The sequence below is a fragment of the Paraburkholderia xenovorans genome (genome assembly GCF_046030735.1).
GTDB classification, from domain to species: Bacteria; Pseudomonadota; Gammaproteobacteria; order Burkholderiales; family Burkholderiaceae; genus Paraburkholderia; species Paraburkholderia xenovorans_A.
Window position 1 is genome coordinate 36267 of record NZ_JAQQBV010000018.1, and the last position, 21994, is coordinate 58260.

General features: G+C 63.1%; 18 protein-coding genes and 1 riboswitch. Of the genes, 14 read left to right on the forward strand and 4 right to left on the reverse strand.

The window, feature by feature from the left end; translation table 11 throughout:
• Positions 1-13 precede the first annotated feature (13 nt).
• From PQQ51_RS19020 to PQQ51_RS19065, 10 genes are all read left to right on the forward strand, one after another.
• On the forward strand, positions 14-970 hold the full coding sequence (locus PQQ51_RS19020; protein ID WP_408498344.1) for a type II secretion system F family protein: 957 nt from the start codon (positions 14-16) through the stop codon (positions 968-970).
• A gap of 41 nt (positions 971-1011) precedes the next feature.
• Positions 1012-1878 (forward strand): sterol desaturase family protein, encoded by an 867-nt coding sequence (locus PQQ51_RS19025; RefSeq protein WP_408498345.1) that lies wholly within the window; start codon positions 1012-1014, stop codon positions 1876-1878.
• A complete protein-coding gene (locus PQQ51_RS19030; protein ID WP_408498346.1) occupies positions 1875-2405 on the forward strand; it encodes a TadE/TadG family type IV pilus assembly protein in 531 nt (176 codons plus the stop codon). Before PQQ51_RS19025 ends, PQQ51_RS19030 begins: the two co-directional genes overlap by 4 nt.
• Position 2406: 1 nt before the next feature.
• The gene (locus PQQ51_RS19035) at positions 2407-3048 is read left to right on the forward strand and encodes a TadE family protein (RefSeq protein WP_408498347.1); all 642 of its coding nucleotides are present in this window, start codon (positions 2407-2409) and stop codon (positions 3046-3048) included.
• Positions 3049-3129: 81 nt separating this feature from the next.
• Positions 3130-4428 (forward strand): vWA domain-containing protein, encoded by a 1299-nt coding sequence (locus PQQ51_RS19040; protein ID WP_408498348.1) that lies wholly within the window; start codon positions 3130-3132, stop codon positions 4426-4428.
• 14 nt (positions 4429-4442) lie between these two features.
• A complete protein-coding gene (locus PQQ51_RS19045; protein ID WP_408498349.1) occupies positions 4443-5141 on the forward strand; it encodes a methyltransferase family protein in 699 nt (232 codons plus the stop codon).
• A 130-nt stretch (positions 5142-5271) separates the two neighbouring features.
• Entirely contained in the window at positions 5272-7461 is a 2190-nt protein-coding gene (locus PQQ51_RS19050; protein WP_408498350.1) for a tetratricopeptide repeat protein, read from the forward strand.
• A gap of 72 nt (positions 7462-7533) precedes the next feature.
• A riboswitch (Fluoride riboswitch) is annotated at positions 7534-7602 on the forward strand.
• Between the two features lie 98 nt (positions 7603-7700).
• Positions 7701-9005 (forward strand): chloride channel protein, encoded by a 1305-nt coding sequence (locus tag PQQ51_RS19055; protein WP_408498351.1) that lies wholly within the window; start codon positions 7701-7703, stop codon positions 9003-9005.
• 160 nt (positions 9006-9165) lie between these two features.
• On the forward strand, positions 9166-9714 hold the full coding sequence (locus PQQ51_RS19060; protein ID WP_408498352.1) for a carboxymuconolactone decarboxylase family protein: 549 nt from the start codon (positions 9166-9168) through the stop codon (positions 9712-9714).
• A 108-nt stretch (positions 9715-9822) separates the two neighbouring features.
• On the forward strand, positions 9823-10677 hold the full coding sequence (locus PQQ51_RS19065; protein ID WP_408498449.1) for a helix-turn-helix domain-containing protein: 855 nt from the start codon (positions 9823-9825) through the stop codon (positions 10675-10677).
• A 121-nt stretch (positions 10678-10798) separates the two neighbouring features.
• On the opposite strand, the gene PQQ51_RS19070 is transcribed toward PQQ51_RS19065, so the two are convergent.
• A complete protein-coding gene (locus tag PQQ51_RS19070; protein ID WP_408498353.1) occupies positions 10799-11977 on the reverse strand; it encodes a porin in 1179 nt (392 codons plus the stop codon).
• A gap of 541 nt (positions 11978-12518) precedes the next feature.
• On the opposite strand from PQQ51_RS19070, the gene PQQ51_RS19075 reads away from it, so the two are divergent.
• From PQQ51_RS19075 to PQQ51_RS19085, 3 genes are all read left to right on the forward strand, one after another.
• Positions 12519-13421, forward strand: coding sequence for a LysR family transcriptional regulator (locus PQQ51_RS19075; protein WP_408498354.1), 903 nt, complete (start codon positions 12519-12521; stop codon positions 13419-13421).
• A 112-nt stretch (positions 13422-13533) separates the two neighbouring features.
• The gene (locus PQQ51_RS19080) at positions 13534-15474 is read left to right on the forward strand and encodes an aconitase family protein (RefSeq protein WP_408498355.1); all 1941 of its coding nucleotides are present in this window, start codon (positions 13534-13536) and stop codon (positions 15472-15474) included.
• Positions 15475-15721: 247 nt separating this feature from the next.
• A complete protein-coding gene (locus PQQ51_RS19085) occupies positions 15722-17185 on the forward strand; it encodes an MFS transporter (RefSeq protein WP_408498356.1) in 1464 nt (487 codons plus the stop codon).
• A gap of 33 nt (positions 17186-17218) precedes the next feature.
• Here PQQ51_RS19085 and PQQ51_RS19090 read toward each other — a convergent pair whose 3' ends face one another.
• Complete coding sequence (locus PQQ51_RS19090) at positions 17219-17656, reverse strand: CHRD domain-containing protein (RefSeq protein WP_408498357.1); 438 nt, start codon at positions 17654-17656, stop codon at positions 17219-17221.
• Positions 17657-17798: 142 nt separating this feature from the next.
• The gene (locus tag PQQ51_RS19095; protein ID WP_408498358.1) at positions 17799-20165 is read right to left on the reverse strand and encodes a DNA polymerase II; all 2367 of its coding nucleotides are present in this window, start codon (positions 20163-20165) and stop codon (positions 17799-17801) included.
• A gap of 216 nt (positions 20166-20381) precedes the next feature.
• Here PQQ51_RS19095 and PQQ51_RS19100 point away from each other — a divergent pair, with 216 nt between their 5' ends.
• Positions 20382-20807, forward strand: coding sequence for a PRC-barrel domain-containing protein (locus PQQ51_RS19100; protein ID WP_408498359.1), 426 nt, complete (start codon positions 20382-20384; stop codon positions 20805-20807).
• Positions 20808-20942: 135 nt separating this feature from the next.
• Here PQQ51_RS19100 and PQQ51_RS19105 read toward each other — a convergent pair whose 3' ends face one another.
• On the reverse strand, positions 20943-21953 hold the full coding sequence (locus PQQ51_RS19105; RefSeq protein ID WP_408498360.1) for a DUF2891 domain-containing protein: 1011 nt from the start codon (positions 21951-21953) through the stop codon (positions 20943-20945).
• Positions 21954-21994 lie beyond the last annotated feature (41 nt).

Genomic DNA, 21994 nt, shown 5'->3' on the forward strand with positions numbered 1-21994 from the left:
CGAGGAGCAGGCCATGAGAACAGAACAGATCCTCTTGCTGGGCGTGATGTTCCTGATCGTGTTCGGCGCGGTGCTGAAAGCGATGACGCTGCTGCGGCCCGATCCGGTGCAACGCCGTCTGGAAGGACTCGCGTTGTCCGGCGACGCGGACGAAGCCGACACCGGCGCGCAGAAAAACTGGGTCGAGACGGTGACCAAGGTCTCCGAACGCGTCGCCAAACTGTCGTTGCCGAAAGACGACTGGGACAAATCCGCGCTGCGCCTGCGCTTTGCCAATGCGGGCATCCGCACGCCGTCCGCGGCGGCCGTCTACTTTGCCGCGAAAACCGTGCTGGCGATGCTGCTGCCGGCGCTCGCGCTGGCGGCGGTAGGCCATCTGTTCGAAGCCGACGAACGGCTTTTCCTGCTGCTCACGGTGCTGGGCGTGTCGGCGCTCGGCTTCTATCTGCCGAACTTCGTGCTCAGGCGGCTGATCGCGAGCCGTCAACGCAAGCTGTTCGAAGACTTGCCCGACGCGCTCGATCTGATGACCGTCTGCGTGGAAGCGGGCCTCGGCCTCGACGCAGCGTTGATGCGCGTCACCCAGGAGATCGGCGTGAAGAGCCGCGCGTTGAAGGACGAGTTCGACATGGTGCTGCTGGAACTGCGCGCCGGCTCGGGGCGTGACAAGGCGCTGCGCAATCTGTCGCTGCGCACCGGCGTGGAGGACATCGATACGTTGGCCGCGATGCTGATCCAGGCGGACCGTTTCGGCACCAGCGTCGGCGATTCGCTGCGCGTTTATACCGATAACCTGCGCACCAAACGGCGCTTGCGCGCGGAAGAACAGGCTGCGAAGATCGCACTAAAGCTGCTGTTTCCTCTGATGTTTTTCATCTTTCCGACGCTGCTGGCCGTGCTGGTGGGGCCGTCGGCGATTCAGGTGGTGCGGCAACTGTTTCCGACCCTTCACGCGATTGCAGGCGGTTGAGCGGATTGCGGCCGATAGAAGCGACTTCACCGGGGATTCCCATGTTTGCGTCGAGTCAGTTTGCGGATCTGTGGCACCACGCCGGCCTCTGGCTGCGCGGCTACGCGCTCGTGCTGCTGATGATGGCAATCGGCGCGGTGCTCGAACGGCGCCGGCCGGTCGAACTGCTGCACTCGCGCTCGGTGCAACGTTTGAATCTTGTTTACGCCGCGCTGTATATGGCTGTTGTCGAAGGTCTGAAGCCGCTCACCGCGGCGGCCAGCGTCGCGATCGTCAACGCGCTCGGCGGCGGCATGGTGGTGCTGGCCTCGCACGGCTGGGGCGCGCTGGCTTCGTTCGTGATCGTGCTGCTGACCGTCGACCTGCTCGAATATGCGTTTCATCGTCTGCAACACACATGGCCGCTGTTGTGGAAGCTGCATTCGCTGCACCACAGTGCGGTGGATCTGAACGTCACGGTCACGTTCCGGCATCACTGGCTCGAAGCGGCGATCAAGGGCTGCCTGTTGTACCCGCTGGTCGGCGTGCTGTTCAAGGTCGATCCGTGGATCGTCGGCGCCACTAGCCTCGTGTTCATGTTCGGCAATTATTTCGCGCATCTGAACCTGCGCGTGGACCTCGGCCGTTACACGACGTGGGTCAACAATCCGCAGTTTCATCGCTTGCACCACTCGGCGCGTCCCGAGCATTTCGACCACAACTTCACGCAACTGCTGCCGTTGTGGGATCACCTGTTCGGCACGCTGTGGATTCCGGCAAAACATGAATGGCCGGCCACCGGTCTCGACGACGGCGCAGAGCCGCGCTCGCTGCTGGCCGCGGTGAGCTGGCCGCTCGGCATGCACGCCGCGCGGCGCGGCACGCTCGAGCGCAAGCCGGTTCCGGCGCTGGACGAGGAGGCGAAATGAAAACAGCCCGAGTGCGGCTCGCAGCGAGCTGCAAAACCCGAAGTCAGGCCGGGCGCGGCACGCGCAAGCAGCGCGGCGTCGCGACGATCGAATTCGCATTGCTCGCGCCGCTGCTGTTCCTGCTGCTGTGCATCGCGATCGATCTCGGCATCGCGCTGTGGGTGAATCTGACGATGCAATATGCGGTGCGCGAAGGCGCGCGCTACTCGGTCACGGGGCAGAGCAACCTCGATCCGAACGCGACCAACCAGCAGCGCTACCTCGCGATCGTGCAGGAGATCAAAAACAGTTCGATGGGCCTGTACTCGCTGGTGTCGCCGAGTTACGCGATCACCATCAACGGCGCGACGCAAACCTACACCACGCAAACGAGCTACAGCACCGGCATGTTCGGCAATCCGGGCGACATCGTCGTGTTGCAGATCAACTGCATCTGGCCGCTGCTCACGCCGCTCGTCAAGCCGTTCTTCGCAAACGGCAAGTTCAGCTTCAGCGTCGCGGCCACGATGCGTAACGAGGGCTTCTGACATGCGCACACGTTCTTCACGGGGAAGCCGGCGCGCGCCGACGCGGGAACAGGGCATCGTCAGCGTGGAAATGGCCTTGCTGCTGCCGATGCTGGTCGCGCTCGCGCTGCCGGTCTACGACATTGCGCGCAACATCCAGGCGCAGATGATCCTGATCAACGTGAGCCGCGAGGGCGCGAGCCTGTCGTCGCGCGCGGCGCTCACGTATCCGATGCAAACCATCATGTCGTCGCTGACGTCGACCACGCCGCCGCTGAACATGAGCGCGCACGGAATGATCTACATCACCGAGATCATGGGCAACAACAACTGCGACAGCAACGGCAATAACTGCACCGGCGTGGTGGTCGCGCAGTATCGGTGGAACGGCGGCAGCTACGCGCCGGCGAGCCAGTTGTGGAATTGCGGCACCAGCGGCACGCGCTGGGCGAGCGACGGCACCGGCAGTTGCAGCGGCATTCCGGCGGCCGGCAATGCGTCGCCGGTGGTGAGCCTGCTGCAAGGCAAGCTCTCCGACGGCCAGATTGCCTACGCGGTGGAAGCGTTCTATCTGCAAACACCGCTGCTCGGTTCGTTGAAGCTTGGCGGCGGGATCAAAACACCGGCGCTGGCGCCGAATCTGTATGCAATGACGGTGTTCTGAGTCGAATAAAAAAGCAGGTCGGGGGATGAGATGAAAAAAATAACCGTACGAAACGTACAGAAAAGGCGGCAACGGGGTTCGGTGAGCATCATCGTCGCGGCCTCGCTGATCGCGCTGCTCGGCATTCTCGGTCTCGCGATCGACTCCGGCCTTGGCTACATGATCAAGGCGCGTCTCGACGCCGCCACCGACGGCGCGGTGATCGCCGCCGGCGAAGCGGTCACGCGCGGCAGCAACCAGACCCAGCAGACCGCCAACGCGCAGCAGGCGGCCACCGCGTTCTTCGCGGCGAACTATCCGGCGGGCTTTCTCGGCTCCACGGTCACGGCCGGCACGCCGTCGATCGTGTTCAATGCGGGCACGGTCACGATCGGCATGACCGCGCAGGCGAGCGTGCCGGTCACCTTCACGAAGACGCTCGGCTTCAAGGTGCTGAACGTGAGCGCGTCCTCGCAGGCGATCCGCAAGACGCTCGACATGGCGTTCGTGATCGACACCACCGGCTCGCTGAACACGTCCGGCGTGCCCGCCGCGGTGCGTGCGAACGCGGTGGCCTTCCTGAACAATTTCGACGTGACGAACGACCGCGTCGCGCTGATGCACTTCGCGTACGGCACCGTGGTAGACGTGCCGTTCAACGGCAACGAGCGCGGCTTCGATCGCACCACGATGACCGCGGACATCAACGCGTACACCTTCAACGGCAGCACCAATTCGGCCGAAGCGATCTGGAACGCGCGCAACCAGTTGAACAACGTGATCACGCAGCCGTCGAGCCTGCGCGTGATCGTGTTTTTCTCGGACGGCGCACCGAACAGTTTCGCGTCGTTCTTCACGACGAATCAGAGCGGCTGCAACAAGACGGCCGGCACGCTTGCGAGCCCCGACAGCGCGGGCACGATGTCGGGCCTCTACAGCATGAATGCGTTGAGCCAGCAGCTCGGCTCGCCGTGCTATCAAAGCAACGTCACCAAGCTCGTCACGGCGATGCCGCAGTGGTACAACGCGCACAACGTCAACGAACAGATTTTCCCGATCTGGCCGGTGACTGCGCCGCGCGCGGTGCCCAACGGCAACATCACCTATGTGAACGTGAACCGCGCGTCGCGCAATCTGCTCGAAGCGATGGCCGCCGCGGCGCGCAACGAGGGCACCTACGTGTTCACACTCGGCTACGGCCCGGAACTCGTCGCGCCGGCCGGACCCGACAACGAACTGGGTCAGGACGTCCTCAAATGCATGGCGAATACGCCGGATTCGCTGGCGCGTTGCTACAACCCCAAACAGCCGGTCGGCGTGTATTGTTACGCTGCGACGCCGTCCGATCTGAAGCCGTGCTTCACGCAACTGGCTTCGCAAATCCTCCGTATTTCCAAGTGAGCGAAGTGAGCGCGATGACACCGACCAAGCCGATGCAGGACCTGGAGCCCTCCGCGAACCGCGCCGATGCCACGCCTGCCGATGCGGATAGGCGTCCCGGCATGCGTGACTCATTGATCGAAATCGCGTCGCGGGTCGGCGCCGCGACGATGCTGAGCGTGTTCGCTTACGCGGCGATCGTGCAATGGCGCGCGGCGCCGTCGCGCGTCACTTTGTTGTTGCTGGTGGTGTCCGCGGCGGTGACGGTCGGTTTGTCGCTGTTCGCGCGGGTGCCCGCGAAACGCGACTGGCGGCCGTTCGCGTTCATCTGTTCGATGGGCGGCACCTACTACTATCTGTTGGTGCGACTCGCGCCCGGCACGCACCTCGTGCCGGAAACCGCCGGCGTCGTATTGCAGGTGCTGGGGATCTTCTGGCAACTGTTCGCCAAGGCGTCGTTGCGCCGCTCGTTCGGGATTTTGCCGGCCAATCGCGGTGTCGTATCGCGTGGGGCTTATCGATTCGTGCGTCACCCGATGTACCTCGGCTACTTCGTCACCGACATCGGCTTTCTGCTGGTGAACTTCGGCTGGCAGAACCTGTTGGTGTATGGCTGCCAGTTCGCGTTGCAGGTGGGGCGAATCCTCGGCGAGGAAAAGCTCTTATCGGCCGACGAGGGGTATCGCAGCTATAAGGCGCGGGTGCGTTACCGGGTGATTCCGGGCGTGTTCTGACGCACCGAGGCTGGCCGCCGGCTGTCAGATCTGGAAAGCTGAGGGGCAAAACGCACTCAGTTCGGGGGCTTGGCGGCGGCCCGTCTGTCGTACTCTGTGGGCACATGTCGTTCCCTCGCCCAAAGACTCGATGACCTTCACGCCGACGCGCGATCCCGTGCCTGCCGACCTTGACCCGCTCCGCCACCTCAACCAGCAGGCGGTCGCCCTCTGTTCGACCGGACAGTTCGCCGACGCGCTTTCGCTCGTCGCGCCGCTGCTCGACGCGCGGCACAATGCGTCGGCAAACGCGTCGCTCGAAGGTTTCGCCGATACCCTGAATATCGCGGGAAGCTGCTCGTTCGCGCTGAACCGGTTCGATGACGCCGAAGCCTACTGGCGCGAATGTCTGCGCGCGAAGCCCGACTATGCCGAGGTGTGCAGCAGCCTCGGCATGCTGCTGAAGTCGCTCGGACGGCTGTCGGCGGCCAAGGCGATGTACCGGCAATGGGTCGCGCTACGCCCGGCGCAGCCCGAAGCGCACCTCGGCCTCGGCGGCGTGCTCTACGGTCTCGGCTACAAGGAGGAGGCAGAGGCGTCGTATCGCGAGGCGCTCGCGCTGCGTCCGGATTACGCCGAAGCCCACTACAACCGTGCGATGGTCCTGCACGACCTGCGGCGTCTGAACGAAGCCGAGGCGGCTTATCGTCAGGCGCTGCGCCAACTGCCGGGCCACGCCGAAGCGCATAACAATCTCGGCAACGTGCTGGTCGAACTGGGCCGGCTCGACGAGGCGGACGGCGCGTATCGGCAGGCGTTGACGATCCGGCCGCAGTATCCGGAAGCGCTCAACAACCTCGGTGCGGTGCTGAAGGCGGCGCGCCGCTTCGCCGAGGCCGAGCTGGCTTGCCGGCTCGCGCTGGCGATCCGTCCGGATTACGCCGAGGCGCACCTCAATCTCGGCGCGACGCTGGCCGAGCTTCAGCGTCCGCAGGAAGCCGAAGCCGCGTACCGCGATGCGCTTGCGCATCGGCCGGATTACGCGGAGGCGTATTACAACCTCGGCGTCGTGCTGTCGAAGCTCGAACGCCTGAACGACGCCGAAATCGCGTACCGGGAAGCGATCCGCTGCCGGCCCGATCTCGTCCAGGCGCACAACAACCTGGGCTGCGTGCTGCGCCTGCTGGATCGTCTGCCGGACGCGGTCGGCGCGTTCGCGCAGGCGCTCAGTCTGTACCCGGATCTCGCGGAGGCGCACTACAACGTCGGGGCGTCGCTTGCACAACTGGAACGGTTGCCCGAAGCGGAGAGCGCGTATCGTCGCGCGATCGCGTTACGGGCCGATTACGGCGACGCGCGGTTCGGTCTGGCGGTGTTGCTGCTGGGGATGGGCCGTTTCGAAGAAGGCTGGCGTTTGTACGAATGCCGCTACGATCAGCCCGATTTCGTTCATCACGCGACGCGCGCCGCGTTGCACTGTCCGCATTGGCAAGGCGACGCGCTTGCCGGCAAGTCGCTGCTGGTCTGGCAGGAAGACGGTCTCGGCGACATGATCCAGTTCAGCCGCTATTTCGCGTTGCTGAAGGCGCACGGCGCCACGCATATCGCGTTTGCCTGCGTGCCGGCGCTGCGCCGGTTGATGAGCGGCGTCGACGGGATCGACGCGGTGCTCGATCACGACGCAGCCCGCGCGAGTTCGTCCCGCTACGACTGCTGGACGAGTCTGCTGAGCGTACCGACGCATTTGGGTACGACCGTCGATACGATTCCGGCGCCGGTGCGATTCGCCGCGCAGGCGCCGCTCGACGATGCATGGCGTGCGGCGCTGGATGCATTGCCGGCGGGGCGCAGAATCGGCCTCGTGTGGAAGGGCAATCCGAAACACCATAACGACGCGAACCGGTCGCTACCTTCGCTCGCTGCGCTGGCGCCGCTCTGGAGCGTGCCGGGTGTGAGCTTCGTGAGCCTGCAAAAAGGCGAGGGCGAGGACGACGCGCGGTGCCCGCCCGCGAATCAACCTGTGCTCGATCTCGGCTCGCGGGTCACGGATTTCGCCGACACCGCCGCGCTCGTCGCGCAGCTCGATCTGCTGATCTGCGTGGATACGTCGACCGCGCACCTGGCGGCATCGCTCGGCAAACCGTGCTGGGTGATGTTGCCGGAGAAGGACGTGGACTGGCGCTGGTTGCGCGAGCGCGCCGATTCGCCGTGGTATCCGCAGACTGTCCGGCTGTTCCGGCGCAAGCCCGGCGAGAGTTGGACGGTTAGCGTCGAGCGGGTGAGGCAGGCGCTTGTGGATTGTGTGGCGGCGGATGTGCTGGATGGGGACGCGAGGCGCTAACTGAACGGGTAGTACGGGATGCGGGCTCGACTATCTGGCGGCCGGTCGCCGCTCACCCCGTTGCCGCTACAATAGCTCCCCGGAGATGGCATTCCTCCGTTAACCGCCGACCCTGCGCCGGCTGATGATGCCTACGAATTCCTGGGTCAGGAAGCCGTAGGCACGCGTCGTCGAGTATTACTCGTGTGTCTCCAGGCGGTGTTCGCTGCCCGGGTTTGAATCCTTCAAATCTGAAAATCATGAAACGTTTTGCTTTGCCCGAACAGGTGGCGATGCTGCCTCATCTCGGCCGCTGGATCGTATTGTCGGGTCTCGTCGGCATACTGGCCGGAAGCGCTTCGGCGCTGTTTCTGTGGATGCTCGATCTGGCCACCGACACCCGCGTCGGTCATCCGTGGCTGATCGGGTTGCTGCCTGTCGCGGGCTTCTGCGTGGGCTGGGTTTATCTGCGCGTCGGTACGAGCGTCGAGGGCGGCAACAATCTGCTGATCGACGAAATCCACGACCCGAAGAAGATCGTCCCCAAACGGATGGCGCCGCTCGTGCTGATCGCGACAGTGATCACGCACCTGTTCGGCGGTTCGGCCGGCCGTGAAGGCACCGCCGTGCAGATGGGCGGCGCGCTCGCCGATCAGGTCACGCTTCGCTTCGGGCTCGGTCGCGAGGATCGCCGCATTCTGCTGATGGGCGGGATTGCCGCCGGCTTTTCGTCGGTGTTCGGCACGCCGCTCGCGGGCGCGATCTTCGGGCTCGAAGTGCTGGCGATCGGCCGTATGCGTTACGACGCACTGCTGAGCTGCTTCATCGCCGCGATCGCCGCCGATCTCGTCACGCGGGCGTGGGGGATTCACCATACCGTCTATACGATTCCGTTCGTGCCGCACGTGGGCTTGCTCACGCTCGGCGCGACCGTGGTGGCCGGTATCGCGTTCGGTATTGCCGGCATGCTGTTCGCCGACGCGACGCATGGTCTTTCGGCGTGGATCAAACGCCGTGTCGCTTATGCGCCGCTGCGTCCGTTGCTGGGGGGCGTGGTGGTCGTGTTGCTGGCGCTCTTGCCGGGTACGTCGCCGTTTCTCGGGCTGGGCATTCCGACCATCGTGGCGGCTTTCCATCAGCCGCTGCCCGTCTACGATGCGTTCGGCAAATTCGGCTTCACCGTGGTCACGCTCGCTTCGGGTTTCAAAGGCGGCGAGGTCACGCCGCTGTTCTATATCGGCGCGACGCTGGGTAATGCGCTCTCGCATGTTCTGGCGCTGCCGTTGCCGGTGCTGGCGGGGTTAGGCTTCGTCGCGGTATTCGCTGGTGCGGCCAATACGCCGATCGCGTCGACGGTCATGGCGATCGAACTGTTCGGCGCCGATATCGGCGTGTATGCGGCCGTGGCCTGCGTGGTGGCCTATCTGTTTTCGGGGCACACGGGCATCTACCGCGCGCAGCGTGTCGAACACGGCAAGCTCGACACCGTGCCGCACGGAATGCGGCTCTCGGAACTCGCGGTCTGGCGCAAGCGGAAAGCGGATCCGGACGGCGCGGGTCATTGAGCGCGCTGGATGGTTTAGGTGTCCGCTCGCTGTTCTGTCAGAGGCGTGACGGTAGCCGGTTTCTATTACATCCGAGGTAATTGGCGAGTGTTTCGCCGACGCCTAATCTTCGGTCATCGCGCGGTTCATTTCGGATCGCGCTCATGACCGAGGACACATCATGTCGACGTTCCAGATTTACACAATCGAATCCGCGCCGGAACAATCGAAGCCGGTACTCCTGCAATTACAGCAGACCTTCGGCCTGATTCCCAACATCGCGGGCGTGATCGCCGGATCGCCGGTGCTGATCGAAAGCTTCAGCGGACTGTTCAAACGCGTGCATGCAGGCAGTTTCAACGAAGCCCAGATCCAGACGTTATTGCTGACCAACGCTGTGACCAACGCTTGCGCATGGGCCGTGGCGTTTCACACCGCATTAGCGTTGCACGAAGGATTGACGTCCGCGGACGTCGACGCCATACGTGCCGGCCGCGCGCCGGAGGACCGCCGGCAGGCGGCGCTTTCCGCATTGACGAAGACCGCGATCGAAAAGCGCGGCCATCTGGATGAGCAAGACGTTAGCCGTTTCATCGAAGCAGGCTTTCGCGAGGACCAGGTACTCGAAGTGCTCGCGGTGCTGGCCGCATCGACGATCACGAACTACGCAGGCAACATCGCGCGGCCGCCGGTGGAAGCGCCGTTTGATGCGCATCGCTGGAGCGCCTAGCGCGTCGACCCGGATCGTGCGGAAGCACGGAGTATGCTTGCCCGCATGGTCCGATCACATGATCACACGATCACGATCGTCGATATCAACTTTGCGGATGAGAGTGCGATGAATCCCGCGAATCCGGATAAGAAAGTGCCGCCGAACGAACTCGGCGCGTTGCTGCGCCACTGGCGTGACATGCGCGGGACGAGCCAGTTGGATTTGTCGTTCAATGCGGGCGTTTCGCAACGGCATATCAGTTTCATCGAAAGCGGCCGCAGCGTGCCGAGCCGCCAGATGCTGCTTGACATCGCGCAGACACTCGACGTTCCGCTGCGCGAACGCAATACGCTGCTGCTCGCGGCAGGTTACGCGCCGATGTATTCCGATGCCGCATGGAATGCGCAGCAGATGCAAAGCGTCACGAATGCGTTGTCGCGAATGCTGCGGCAGCATGAGCCGTTTCCGGCGCTCGTGATGGACCGCTACTGGAATGTGCTGATGACCAACGAGTCGGCGCCGCGCTTTTTCAACTGCTTCATCGATATGGCTGCGCGCAACGGGCCGCGCAACATGCTGCATCTGATTTTCGATCCCGCGGGCATGCGTCCCTTCGTGGCCGACTGGCAGGCGGTGGCGGATAGCTTGATTCAGCGAGTGCATCGGGAAGCGGTGGGGCGCGTAGTGGACGATCGGACCCGCGAGTTGCTCGCGGCGCTTCACGCGTATCCCGACCTGCCGCCTGGATCGAAGCTGCCGCCAGTACACAACGCGACGGTGGCTTCGCCTCCACTGCCGGTGATTCCGATCGGCTTCGTGAAGGACGGCGAGGTGCTCAACTACTTTTCGATGGTCGCAAGCGTCGGCACGCCGCAGACGATTGCGGCGCAGGAATTGCGCATCGAATGCATGTTCCCGGCCGACGATGCGACCGAAGCGCGTCACCGCGAGATGCTCGGGGCGCTCGAACAGCAACGCTGATCTTTTAAAGGTATCGGCGAAAAAAATGCCGCCCGTTCGAAAACGGGCGGCATTGCTATTTCTACTTCAAGTCGACGCGATGCATTGCCCCGCATTCGCGAAGCACGCATGCGTGCATGCATCAGAAGCGGTGACGAATGCCGACGCGGAATGCCAACTGGTTGTCCGCACCCTGACCGGACGGGCCGAAGAAGCTCGTGTTGGAACCGATCTGCGCCTGCACGTCCTGCGTACCGTTACGACCCGACGCGATCTGGTAGATACCCAGTGCGTAGACGTCGGTGCGCTTGCTCAGCGAATAGTCGACGCTCAGGTCGGCCTGATTCCAGTGGCCCTTCGTCGCGTTGCTCAGATGCATGTACGTGTAGCCCGCACCGACGTTCAATGCCGCGGTGAACGAGTACTTCGCGCCCACGTCGTAAGCGGTGAACGTGGATGCCGCACCCGAGATCGCTTCGAAACGCGTGTTCGTGTAGAGCGCCCACAACGTTGCAGCGCCGATTGCGTAGCGGCTGCCGATACCGAACGTGCGCAGGTCGCGAATATTGCCGGTCGCGACATTGGCTGCCGGCACGTTGGCGAGCGTGGTCGAGAAGGTCGGGACCGCCTGGTTCGGGTAACGGATGTCCGTGTACGCCGCGCCGACGCTGAACGGGCCGTTCGCATAGTTCGCACCGAAGCTGTACGCACGCGACGAACCCGCGACCGGTGCGGCTGCCGTGCCCGTTGCCGGTGCGCCGGCAAATGCGCCTGCCTGATTCGAGAAGCCGTACAACGCGCCGAACGTGAAGCCCGAGAAGTTCGCGCTGGTGAACTTGACTGCGTTGTTGATCCGGCTCGACGTCAACTGGTCGACGTCGTTGATGTGATAGGCGTAGTTGCCCGCGGCGGTCTGGCTACCGGTCGAATAGTTGCCGCCCAGAAAGTCAGTCGAGAACGAGTATTGACGGCCGAACGTCAGCGAGCCCACGCCGTTCTGCGACAGACCGACGAACGCCTGACGGCCGAACATCGCGCCGCCCTGGCCGGCTGCGCCGTTGGCGGTGCTGAAGCCGTTTTCCAGCACGAACAGCGCCTTCAGGCCGCCACCGAGATCTTCCGTGCCGCGCAGGCCCCAACGGGTGCCCGAAGCGACGCCGTCGTCGTACTTGAAGAGCTTGTCGTGGCTCGTGCCGGCACGGGCATGGTTCACGTAGCTGATACCGGCATCGATCAAACCGTACAGCGTGACGCTGCTCTGTGCATGCGCGCTGATCGAGAGGCTTCCGAGTACTGCGGCGGCGAGGAGGGTCTTTTTCATGTTTCCTTCTTTTTTTCTAATCTGGCTCGCGTGATGCATCGACAAACAGCGCCGGGCGAGCCAGGGTTGGCAATGTGTTCAGACATGAGGCGAGCGCCCACGGCGAAGCCGCACGAGGCCACGCTGGAGCAGGTCGATGTCTGGGGAATGCGATGGAGCGATGGACGTAGCGACTGCCGCGTTGTGCGCGACCGGCGTCGTCATTGAAGCGAATTTCAACGAGACAAAGGTTAAATCTCGTTATGCGCAGCGAAATATAACGGCCTGTTACATTTCCGTAAACCTTATCGTAGGTAATTGTCGTCTTTCTGACACACCTGTTAAACGTGGGGGCATTGAGGGTGAGATGTCGCGGTGGTCACTCTGTCTGGCGAGTGTTTGGCGATGTTCCGCTTTAACGGACGAATCATCGTTTCGGGAGAGATCCATACATGCAGTCGGATTTCTCGTGCAGCGTAATATGACGCCGATATAGCCACGGGCAAGCCGCTTCGTCCGCGCTTGTGAAAGCTTTACCGCTAACCGTCCTCTCGCGCTATCCATGGAAAACCTGCTCAAGAAACTCGACCTGACCTCGCTGCGCCTGTTCGTCGCCGTATGTCAGGAACACAACATCGCGCGCGCGGCCGAGCGCGAATTCATCGCGTCGTCCGCGGTGAGCCGGCGGATCGCCGAGATCGAGGCGTTGATCGGCTTGCCGGTGATCCAGCGGCAGTCGCGCGGCATTGCCGTCACGCCGGTGGGCGAAACCGTGTTGCGCTATGCGCTCGCGATCATCGGCAACATCGAGCAGATGAGCGCCGAGTTGTCGCGCTTCTCGTCGGGCGCGAAAGGGCGCGTGCGGGTCGTTGCGAATCTGTCGTCGATCGTGCAGTTTTTGCCGGAAGACGTGGCCGCGTTCGGTCGGGTCTTTCCTGAAGTATCGATCGAACTGGAAGAAGAAAATAGCGCGGACGTGCTGCGTATCGTCGACGAACATGGCGCGGACTTCGGCATCTGCAACGCGGTGGCCGGCAGCGAAGCGTTCGAGCAGGTGCCGTATCGCGAGGACCGCATCGCGGTGTTGGTGCCTGGTGCACATCGTCTTGCCGGTGTGTCGCGCGTGGCGTTCGATGAACTGCTCGGCGACAGTTTTGTCGGGCTGCGCAGCGAAAGCGCGCTGACGCAATTGCTGGCGCACCAGGCGGCCAGTGCCGGGCGGCAGATCGAGGTGAAGATTCGCGTCAGCAGTCTCGATGCGTTGTGCAGAATGGTCCATGCCGGGCTCGGCATCGCGATCGTGCCCGAACAGGTGGGACTGCTCTACGTGAACGCGCTCGACGTGCGCTTGTTGTCCCTGAACGATGCGTGGGCGCTCAGGCGGCTCGTGATGATCTTCAGGACGCGCGAGCAGTTGAGCGCGAGTGCGGCTGCGCTGGTGAGTTTTCTCGGCAACCGGCGCTAGCGGGTTTTCGCGAGCTTCTGCGCTGCCGTCGCCAAACGAGACGTCAGCTTTGCCGCACCGGCACTTCGGCATTCACGCGGCGCTCCGTATAGTGGGCGCAAGGAGAATGCTGATGAACGATACGATTCGTCTGGACGGCCGCGTGCTGTACCTGTCTGAAGACCCCGCGGTGATCGACGCGCAACTCGCCGGGGAGAACGTCACGCGCGAGTGCGCCGGCGCGCTGCGCGACAATGTATCGACCGACGAGATCACGCCCGTCACCGTGATGCTCACGTATGACGAACGCCTCGGCCAGTATCCGTATGTGGGCTTCAAGGCGGGCGAGCGTATGCCGATCGGCCGCAACGCAATCAGGAACGGTGGTTTCCAGGTGACGGTGGCGGGCAAGCGCTACGGCAAGGGTTCGTCGCGCGAATCGAGTCCGCTGGCGGAATTGTCGGCGGGTATCCGGTTGATCGTCGCGGAGAGTTTCGAGCGGATCTATCAGCAGAATTGCGACAACATCGGCATTCTGACCACGACGGATTTCGCGGTGCTCGACCGGCTGATCGCGGGCGAAGCGGTGCCGATCGACGAATTCCTCAAAGGGCGCGACGCGCTCACGCAGCAGATCATCCGCAGCGGCGGCCTGCTCGCGTACAGCAAGTTCGCCGACTGGCCCGCGCCGCGCGCACGCGATATGGCCGATAGCAACGAGCCGAAAACGCTGGTCGAGAAAATCATCGAGCGGCATCTTCATCCGGGTATCGAAAGCGCGCGGCGTGGCGACGGCGTGTTCATTGCCGCCGACTGGCGCTTCAGCCATGACTATTTCACCGGCATGTGCGCGCATCTGATGCATCGCGCGTTCGGCAAGCCCGCGCCGTTGCATGCACCGGATCACATCATCGCGTTTCAGGACCACCTGGTGCTGGCCGCGCAAAGTATTCCACACGTGCGCGACGGCCTGTTGCCGGGTGTCGCGAATCTGATGGAAGGGCATTCGACGTTCTCACGCGATTACCCGGTGCGTTCGCACGGCGCGCTCGACGGCACGCCGGGCTCTGAAGGCATCTGTCACGCGTTGATGGCCGACCAGTACGCGTTGCCGGGGCAAGTGGCGTGCGGCACCGATTCGCACACGCCGCATTCGGGCGCGCTCGGCTGCCTTGCGTTCGGTGCGGGCGCAACGGAAATCGCCAATAGCTGGGTGACGGGCTACGTGCGTTGCAAGGTGCCGGAGACCTTGCGCATTGAAATCGACGGCACATTGCGCAAGGGTGTGACCGCGAAGGACGTCGTGCTGCATCTGCTGCAGATGGACGCGATCCGCTCGGGCGGCGCGATCGGCCTCGTGTTCGAGTACGGCGGCGTGGGCGTGCGTGCGATGTCGATCGACGAACGCGCGACGCTGACCAACATGGTCGCGGAATTGGGCGGCTTCACCGGTATCGTCGAGCCCGATGAGCGCACGGCGGCGTTTCTGAAGGAACGTCGCGGCATCGATTTCGCTATTGAAAGCTGGATGAAAAGCGATGCAGGCGCGGTCTATCGCGACGTCATTCGCATCGACGCTGGCGCGATCGAACCGATGCTTGCACGCCCCGGCGATCCGGGCAACGGCGTGCCCGCGCCGCAACTCGAGCAGGACGTCGCCGTCGATATCGCTTATGGCGGTTCGTGCACCGCCGGCAAGCGCGAAGACTTCGACTTCTATCACGAGGTGTTGCGCTGGGGCGTCGAGCGGGGCATGCGGGTTCCCGACAGCACGCGTCTTTTTCTGCAATTCGGCACGATGGCGGTACGTACGTATTGCGAAGAGCAGGGCTATTTGCCGGTCTTCGAGCGAGCCGGCGTGACGCTGGTGATGCCCGGCTGCGGTTCGTGCGCCAACTGCGGGCCGGGGCAATCGGCGGATGCGAACGATGTGACTATCAGCGCGATCAACCGCAATTTTCCGGGCCGTTCGGGCCCAGGCGACGTGTGGCTCGCGAGTCCGTACACGGTTGCCGCGAGCGCGTTGGCCGGGAAAATCACGACGTTCGAACAATTGAAGAGCGCGCGCGGCTAGAATGCTGGCCGGACCTTGCGGTCCGGCATTGTGGTGCGCGTGACGCGCAAAAGTACCCAAGGCCGGCGCAAGACCGGCTAGGCGTTGCATGGGACCAGAGTAGTGCGCTAAAGCGCGAACTCTGGTCGACAGCTTTGCATGGGACCAGAGTAGTGCGCTAAAGCGCGAACTCTGGTCGACAGCTTTGCATGGGACCAGAGTAACGCGCTAAAGCGCGAACTCTGGTCGACATTGGAGACAAGACAATATGACTTCACCCGATCACGCCGGGTCCGTCGCGCGCGGCGCCAGCAGTGCGGCGTTTTCCGCAACGGCCTCCGCCGCGCCCGCGAGCGCCACACTCGACGCCGGCAGCATTTCCGCGCGCCTCGACCGCTTGCCCGCCACGCGTTCCATCTGGACGCTGGTCGTGCTGCTGAGCCTCGGCTTCTTCTTCGAACTCTACGACCTGCTGTATTCCGGCTATGTCGCGCCAGGCCTCGTCAAAAGCGGCCTGCTCACGTCGACCACGCACGGCCTGTTCGGCTCGACCGGCGTCGCGAGTTTCATCGCGGCGCTATTTAGCGGGCTGTTTATCGGCACGATCGCGTGCGGCTTTCTGGCGGACCGCTTCGGGCGTCGCGCGGTGTTCACGTATTCGCTGCTGTGGTACACGGCGGCCAATGTCGTGATGGCGTTTCAGGAAACGGCCACCGGACTGAACTTCTGGCGTTTCGTCGCCGGCATCGGTATCGGTGTGGAACTGGTGACGATCGGCACATACATTTCCGAACTCGTGCCCAAGCAGATTCGCGGACGCGCATTCGCGTGCGAGCAGGCCGTCGGTTTCACGGCGGTTCCCGTGGTGGCGTTCCTGTCCTATCTGCTGGTGCCGCGTGCGCCGTTCGGTCTGGACGGCTGGCGCTGGGTCGTGCTGATCGGCGCGCACGGCGCGTTGTTCGTCTGGTGGATCAGGCGCGCGTTGCCGGAAAGCCCGCGTTGGCTCGCGCAGCAAGGCCGTCTGGCCGAAGCCGACCGCGTGATGAGCGAGCTCGAAGCGAAGGTGCGCAGCGAGTACGGCCGTGAACTGCCGCCGCCCGCGCCACCGGTGCCGGTTGCGCCGCGCGGCCGGTTCCGCGACATGTGGGTGCCGCCGTACCGCAGCCGCACGCTGATGATGACGATCTTCAATATCTTCCAGACAGTCGGTTTCTACGGCTTCGCGAACTGGGTGCCGACGCTGTTGATCAAGCAGGGCATCACGATCACCACGAGCCTGATGTACTCGAGCGTGATCGCGCTGGCAGCGCCGCTCGGTCCGGTGATTGGCCTTTTCATTGGCGACCGCTTCGAGCGCAAAACGGTGATCGTGGTGATGGCGGCCGTGAATATCGTCTGTGGCTTGTGGTTCAGTCAGGCCGCAGGCGCGGTGTTGCTGGTGAGCCTCGGCGTGTGTCTGACACTGGCGGGCAACATCATTTCGTACAGCTTCCACGCATATCAGACCGAGCTTTTTCCGACCAGCATCCGTGCGCGCGCCGTGGGCTTCGTCTATTCGTGGAGCCGCTTTTCGGCGATTTTCACGGCGTTTCTGATTGCCGCGGTGTTGAAGCACTTCGGCACTAGCGGCGTGTTCGTGTTCATCGCCGGCGCGATGCTGATCGTGATGCTGGCGATCGGTTTGATGGGGCCGCGCACGAAGGGGCTCGAGTTGGAGAAGATTTCCCGGTAGCCGATTCGTGCGCCAGCGTTGCGCTGCAGCGCGTTATTTCGCCGTCCCGACCTGGCCGCGAATTTCGCCGCCCGGATTCTTTGCGGTATGCACGTTGAAGTACCAGTTGCCGGCCAACAGATCCTTGGCTTGCGCGTCGGTCAGCGTAGCGTGACCGTCGATCGGGCTCGGCAGGTCTTTTGCGTCGATCGGAATCATCACGCCCGCATTCTTGCCGACCGGCGCCGGGCCGTGGAAATGCGCCATGGTCGCCGGGCCGGTCAGGTCCGCGTAGACCACATGCCAGCTCAATTCTTTCGACGACGTGTCGTAGGTGCCCGTCAATTGTCCGCGGCCGTCGCTTGCCTTGGGCGGCACTTCGGAAGCCGCGGTCAGATCGGCCTGCAGGTTGAGCACGTCGGCGAATGCGACGAACGGCGAGCCGAGGCCGAGCGTCAGCGCGATGAGGGAGAGGGTGCGGTTCATTTTCATGATTTTTTCCAGATGGGTTGCGATATTGGGCGCTTCCGTCGGGGAAATTTTCCTGCGCCCGATTCCAGAACGCCTGGCGCGAGGAATTATTCCATTCGCTCGTGTTGTTTCTGTTACCGCGACGGTTCGCAGCCTGCGTGAGTCAGAACAACTGTCGCTGACCGCTGATCAGCGTAGTGAAATCGTCTCGCAACAGCGGCAGGATCGCATCGGCCACCGGTTGTAACTGACGCGTCAGATAGTGTTCGTAATCGATCGCGGAGCACAGCGTTTCCAGCGGCTCGGGTCCGGCCGTCGTGATCACATAGCTGATCCAGCCGCCGTTCTGATATTGCAGCGGCCGTCCTTGCCGGCGGTTGAACTCGTCGGCCACGCGCGCCGCGCGCACATGCGGCGGCACGTTGCGTTCATAGTCGCCGAGCGGTCTGCGCAGCCGTTTGCGATACACCAGTTGATCGTCCAGCTTGCCGGCGAGCGTATCGCGCACATAGTCGCGAACGTAGTCCTGATACGGCTGTTGCTGGAAGATGCGCCGGTAAAGCTCTTGCTGGAACTGCTGCGCGAGCGGCGTCCAGTCGGTGCGCACGGTTTCCAGCCCTTTGTAGACGACCTCTTCGCTGCCGTCCGGCAATACGATCAGGCCGGCGTAGCGCTTTTTGCTGCCTTCTTCCGCACCGCGAATCGTCGGCATGAAAAAGCGCTTGTAGTGCCGCTCGAATTGCAACTCGAGCGCGCTCTCGATGCCGAAACGTTCCTGCAGATTCTGCCGCCACCACGCGTTGATATGTTCGACGAGCTCGCGGCCGATACGGCTCGCATCTTCCTCGCCATGTGCGTGTTTTAACCAGACGAATGTCGAATCCGTATCGCCGTAGATGACTTCGTAGCCCTGTGCCTGAATCAGCCGGCGTGTGCTGTGCATGATTTCATGGCCGCGCATCGTGATCGACGACGCAAGGCGTGGATCGAAAAAGCGGCAACCCGTTGAACCCAGCACGCCGTAAAACGCGTTCATGATGATCTTCAGCGCTTGCGAAAGCGGCGCGTTGCGCTCGCGTTTGGCCGTCTCGCGGTTTTGCCACACCTGCGCGACGATCGACGGCAAACAGTGACGGGTACGCGAGAACCGTGCGCCGAGAAAGCCCGGCACCGATTGTTCGTCGGTGGGATCGAGCATGCCTTCCACGAGACCTACGGGGTCGATCAGGAACGTGCGGATGATCGACGGGTACAGGCTTTTATAGTCGAGCACCAACACCGAATCGTAGAGCCCCGGGCGCGAATCCATCACGAAACCGCCGGGGCTCGCGGCACCGGCGACGTCGCCGAGATTCGGTGCGACATAGCCGTGCCGATGCATGCGCGGCATGTACAGATGCGTGAACGCGGCGACCGAGCCGCCGCTGCGATCCGCCGGCAGGCCGGTCACGGTGGCGCGCTCCAGCAGGAACGGCAGCAGCTCGGTCTTCACGAAGATGCGCGTGACCAGTTCGCAATCCTTCAGGTTGTAGCGTGCGAGGGCGGGCTTGTCTTCGTCGAAGCGACGCTGGATTTCGTCCATGCGCTGATACGGATTGTCGATCGCCTTGCCTTCGCCGAGTACCGAACGCGCGACGTGTTCGAGGCTGAACGACGGGAAGCTCCACGTCGCGGAGCGCAGCGCTTCGATCCCGTCGATGATCAGACGGCCCGCCGCGCCCGCGAAGAAATGATTCTGCTTGAGACCGTGCTCGCGCCACTCCATCACCGCACCGCCGCGGCCGAGCCGCAACGGCACGCGATAGTGTTCGGAATGCTGCTGCAACACGCGCAGATCGAACTGCACCAGATTCCAGCCGATGATCGCATCGGGGTCGTACCGTTCCAGCCACGCATTCAGTTTTTCCAGCATCTGTGCGCGGCTTTCGCAGTATTCGAGATCGAAGTCGAGCTCACCGGTCACACCGTTCGGCGGGCCGAGCATATAGACCTGCCGCTGTCCGCAGCCTTCGAGCGCGATCGAATAGAGCTCTGCGTGAGCGCTGGTTTCGATGTCGAGCGACACCAATTTCAGCGACGGCCGGTAATCCGTGGCCGGCTTCAATTCGCAGTTCAGCAGTGGGCCGTTTTTTTGCGGTTCGCCGCTGAACAGCACGGGCGCGGTGATGAAGCGCTCCATCATGTAGCGCTCATGCGGGAACACGTCGGCCTCATACACGTCGACACCGCCTTGCTTCAGGCGTTTTTCGAAGCCGGTCAATTGCCGGTACTGCGGGCAGTAAAGGCCCAGCACCGGACGATGCTGGAAGTCGCGCAAATCGAGCGGGCGCAGATCGAGCGGCGCGTCGCGGCGCAGGATCGTCTCGGCGCGCTCGCGATGCTCGGCGGGTACGAACGCGACTGAAGGCTGCGGACGCAGGCGTACATGGCGTGGGCCGCCGTTGGTCGCCAGCCAGAAATCGACTTCTGTGCCGGCCGCGGTGTCCCGCCAATGTCGGGTCAAAATGAAACCCTGTTCAAACTCTGTCAAACCGCCACCTCTAAACGGGCATCATCGCCTCGAGTGATTTTACCGTTTTACATGTGTTGTCACGCTCGCGCCTTCGAGGGCACTCGCGCATGCGATGCGTCAATGCGGGGGAGCAAGTTGAATGCAAGGTCGATGCGTAGTCTGTATGATCCCCTTGCAGCGATTCCTTCGGCGCACAATGCGCCGGTCAAGTCTGTTAACAACGGAGCGAACGATATGACCTTGAGCAAACTTGCTGTGGTAGTCGCGGTGGTTGCAACCAGCTTTGGTGCACAGGCGCAAGTCGCCGGCACGCAACCGTTGAGCGTGACAGTCGAGCAGTCCAATGCGCTGCTGAGCGGCTGGAGTGTGAAGAAGAGCATTCTCGGCAAGGCCGTGTACAACGATCAGAACGAGAAGATCGGTTCGATTCGCGACCTGGTGGTCGCTCCCGATGGTTCGTTGTCCGCGGCGATCGTGTCGGCCGGTGGCTTCCTTGGTGTAGCGTCGCATGACGTCGCGGTGCCGATCGCCGCGCTCGATATCCGTTCGGGCAATTTCTATCTGGCCGGTGCGACTAAAGATGCGTTGAAGGCTACGCCCGAGTTTCAGTACAACAAGGTTCAGGCGCCGCCGAAGCCCAAGAAGCTGTCGGGGCAGTGATGTGTAAGCCGGTGGATTAGCCGGCCGAGTTGCAGCGAAAGAGATAATGGCGCCGCGGCGTAAATCGGTTGATAGCCCTAACCGATTTACGCCGCGGCGCCGTTTTGCATGCGGGGTGTTGAATTGTCGCTGCGATTACGCTTCCAGAGCGAGCGTGGCGAACGTGCCCAACCAGTGTTCCCCCATATAGTCGCCCGCCACGTGTTGTAAAGCGCTTTGTAGATGTCGCTCTGCCGAATCGAACAACACGGTGCGCCGCACGTCGCCTGCGGGCAGCGAGCGCGCGAGCGAGCGTTGACACCATGCGCGGCTCAGATTCAGGCCGTCGAGGTGGGCGATCTTGCCGTCGGTACGATCGGTCACGGTGACGGGTTCGAACAGCGTGGCGGGCTTCTTCGCGCCGAGATCCGGCAGAAAGCGGCCGAACCACGTGACGAACTGCGCGGGCGGCAACACGCGACGCATCAATTCTGCTTCCATCAGCGAGGGCGACAGGAACTCGTCGCCGGCGGGTTCCCAGGCCTGGCAGCCCACGTCGTTGAGAAACCAGCGTTCTGCTGTATTCACTACCAGCGCTTCGAGCGACTCACGCGAGGTTTGCCGCGCGAAGTCGAGCGTGAGCGACAGCGCGAACGCCATGTTGAAGTGCGTGCCGACCCGCAGCGGGTAGGTTGCCTTCGGCAGAAATTCTTCGAAGCGTTCGACAAAAGCCTCGGTGAGCGGTGCGATGGTTTGCGACCAGCGCGCGGCATCGGAGAGCTTCATCTTGTGGAGTTGCGCGCTCAATGCGAGCAGCCACGCCCAACCATACGGACGCTCGAAGCCGCGATTGTGCGGCAAGTCGAGATACGCGAGTTCGCCCGCGACATTCGCGGCGGTGAAATGCTCGTCGACCACGGCGACGATGCGCGGTGCTTCGGGCAAGTCGGGAAAGCAGTCGAGCAGATGCAGGATCAGCCAGTAGCCGTGTACGCATGAATGCCAGTCGTAGCTGCCGTAGAAAATCGGATGCAACGCGCGGGGGCCTTGCACGTCCTGCGGGCCGTCCAGGGAATGCGTCAGCTTGTTCGGGTACTCGCGGGTGAGATGGGCGAGTGCGAGGTTGGCGAATCGGGACGCGAAGTCGGGGGTGAGTTGGGCGGGCATCGGGTGCCTCCTGGAAAGCGGGATATGGACTAGGGCGACAG